This is a genomic window from Flavobacteriales bacterium, from assembly GCA_013214975.1.
GTDB lineage: Bacteria > Bacteroidota > Bacteroidia > DT-38 > DT-38 > DT-38.
The window spans coordinates 1-2699 of sequence record JABSPR010000181.1; the positions used below are offsets into that span (position 1 = coordinate 1).

General features: G+C 36.2%; 4 protein-coding genes. 2 read left to right on the forward strand and 2 right to left on the reverse strand.

Annotated elements, in window-relative coordinates; genetic code table 11:
* Positions 1-107: 107 nt before the first annotated feature.
* Positions 108-500, reverse strand: a complete 393-nt coding sequence (locus tag HRT72_06325) for a hypothetical protein (protein NQY67323.1) — start codon at positions 498-500, stop codon at positions 108-110.
* A 40-nt stretch (positions 501-540) separates the two neighbouring features.
* Between HRT72_06325 and HRT72_06330 the strand changes: the two genes are divergently transcribed.
* On the forward strand, positions 541-1122 hold the full coding sequence (locus HRT72_06330) for a DUF4202 domain-containing protein (protein NQY67324.1): 582 nt from the start codon (positions 541-543) through the stop codon (positions 1120-1122).
* A gap of 40 nt (positions 1123-1162) precedes the next feature.
* The gene (locus HRT72_06335) at positions 1163-1801 is read left to right on the forward strand and encodes a hypothetical protein (protein ID NQY67325.1); all 639 of its coding nucleotides are present in this window, start codon (positions 1163-1165) and stop codon (positions 1799-1801) included.
* Between the two features lie 3 nt (positions 1802-1804).
* Here HRT72_06335 and HRT72_06340 read toward each other — a convergent pair.
* Positions 1805-2699 (reverse strand): beta-lactamase family protein (locus HRT72_06340; protein NQY67326.1); only part of this gene is annotated, 895 nt, incomplete at its 5' end.

The following is a 2699-nucleotide window of genomic DNA, read 5'->3' on the forward strand; positions in this document are numbered from 1 at the left end:
AAGCAATAATGAATGAATTAGGGATTTCTCTTTTTTTAAACAAAGAAATTAGTTATCCCAAAATGGGCGAAATACTTCGCGAGGTAGTAATGTAGAAATAAGAATAGTTAATTCTTAACAGCACCATTATCTAACCAGGTTTTTAAAACTTGAAGATCGCAGTCTGAAAGAATCTGAGAAGGATCTGAATACGACGGCGGCATATCCTGTAAAGTGAATATATGTCCTTCAAAGCCAAATACACTTGTATCTTCTACGTAAACTGTTATAACGTTGTAGTTATTAAAGTCACCTAACGGGCTACCTACCTGATGGCAAGAAAAAGCCGATCCGGCTTTACCACAGCTACGTTGCATAATTTCCGCCACTTGATTATTGAATGTAACAGTAATCGTATCCGCGCACATATTACTTGGTTCCGACTCAGAAACCTCTATCACCTCTTTTGTACACGCAGAGAAATACAGTACAGTACCTAATATTAAAAGCTTTTTCACCATTTTTGTTTGAAGAAGGCAAATATAATCATTCGATACATTCATGAGCAAATCAATTAAGGTAGCAATAACGGAGTTCGATAGAATTAATTCTAACGATCCGAAAAAAGAAGTTGTAGACGGAACTGAAGTCCCTTTTGAATTAGCTTTCTCAGATCGATTAACTAGCTGGGTAAATCGACTTACCTCTACGCCTTCCGACGCATTACAACTAGCTTGCCGGTGTCAACACATAGAACGATGGACAAAACCACGGGACACCTACCCCATGAACAAAACAGGATATCTAAAATGGAGATCTGACTTAAAAAGTTTTCATACAGAAAGATCTAGTGAAGTATTAGAGAGTCTAGGCTTTGAACTTAAAACGATTGAAGCATTAAAAATCATCAACCAAAAGAAAGCCATTAAGCTAAATAGCGATGCGCAAATAATGGAAGATGCCCTTTGCTTAGAATTCTTAGACCATCAATTAGAAAAGTTTGCAGCGAAGTATCCTGAAGAAAAAATAATCGTGATCCTTAAAAAGAGCTGGAAAAAAATGAGCGAAGATGGCAGAGCGATAGCCTTAAAAATATCCTTCACGGAAGCTGACCTAGAATTGGTAAAAAAAGCCATCAGTTAAACAGACAATAAATTTAGAATAGACACGTACTACATTTTCCATGTTCAGAAAAGCGCCATTAAGATTAATCACCCTTGCAATTGCAATATTATTAAACGTGTCGTTGAGCGCCCAACCAACAAGAAGTGAACGAGCCATTAAACATTTAAACCAACTCCACAGGGGGACACTTGTAATCTGTCTTAGGACAAACAAAATATTAATAGATTCTTACCTTGCTAAAGGTGACACAACGAGTGCGATCATTGTTAAGGCTGAACAAGTCAAGAAAAATGCAGGTGTAATTAAGGCATTTAATAATTACTATACTTTTAGCGACTTTTTATTTTTCTACAGTGATGACTCAAAACTTGTAAAGAACCAAGAATATAATCACCCCATATTTCTAAACAAAGAATTAGAAAAAGATAGTACGGTACAGCCTACGGGAATAGTTTACATCGGCGAAATAGGAAAAACCCAAAGAGGTGTAACTGCGCTTGTACTTAACGATGCAAACTGGGAACAACTTAGAAGGCCTCTGCCATATATGATTAAAAAATTTGAAGGTTCCTTCTTAGAACGGACGAATATTGAAGTAGTAGAAATCTTTAATTACCAGTTAAGAAACTACTTGAAAGTAACGCAAGGCTTTGGCCAAAAACGCAATTCTCGAAAGGAAATAAACAAGGAAGGCTAAGCCCTAATTTCTCAATTCAGATATTATATCCTCGATATAAGTAGCAATGTAATTAGGCTTGCTGTTCTGGTTAGTAAGAATAATAATAGAAGATTTGTTTTTCAAATTCCGTGAGAAGTAATTATAGAATCCTAACCTATTTCCTTCCGCATCAATGTGATGATTTCCATGACGATTTCGAAGATCTACTCCAAAGCCATAATCCTCCGTACTATCTCCAAATCCATTTAACTCGTACGGTGTATACGCCTCTTTTATGGTAGACTTAGATACTATATCCTCTGTATACAAGGCTTTGTCCCATCTAAACAAATCTTCTACCGACGAATAAATTCCGCCATCACCTACAATACCATTCGTAATATCCCAATCTGTTGGCATCTTATCTTTGTCATAACCATATACTCTATTCGGAATACCTTGTTTGGGATCTCCATTTGCCACATAAGTGTGATTCATTTCTAATGGTTCAAAAATTTTCGAAGTCATAAATTCAGTATATGTTCTACCACTCGCCCGTTCAATAATAACTGCAAGTATCACATAACCTGTAGCACAAAACGCCCAATACTCCCCTGGCTCAAACAGTAAATCAGGAGTATGACTTACCAATAGATTAAGCACATCCTTATTAAAGAGAACAGTTTCATCCGGTATTTCCTCTGGAATTAGATCCATATAATCTGGCATTCCACTAGTTTGTTGCAATAAATTCAGGATCGTAATATCATTATATGGAAATTCAGGAATATGCTTTTTTACTTTATCCGAATAACTCAACTTTCTACTCTCTTTCAATATCATTATACCCATTGCAGTGAATTGCAACGCCAGCGTATTCAACCTAAAAGAGGATTGTGTGGTCATTCGCTTTATAGACTCAAAGCTTTCAAAACCA

Excerpts from the sequence above, each read along its gene's own strand:
- HRT72_06325 (NQY67323.1), bottom strand. The coding sequence starts at position 500 with ATGGTGAAAAAGCTTTTAATATTAGGTACTGTACTGTATTTCTCTGCG.
- HRT72_06335 (NQY67325.1), top strand. The coding sequence starts at position 1,163 with ATGTTCAGAAAAGCGCCATTAAGATTAATCACCCTTGCAATTGCAATA.
- HRT72_06330 (NQY67324.1), top strand. The coding sequence starts at position 541 with ATGAGCAAATCAATTAAGGTAGCAATAACGGAGTTCGATAGAATTAAT.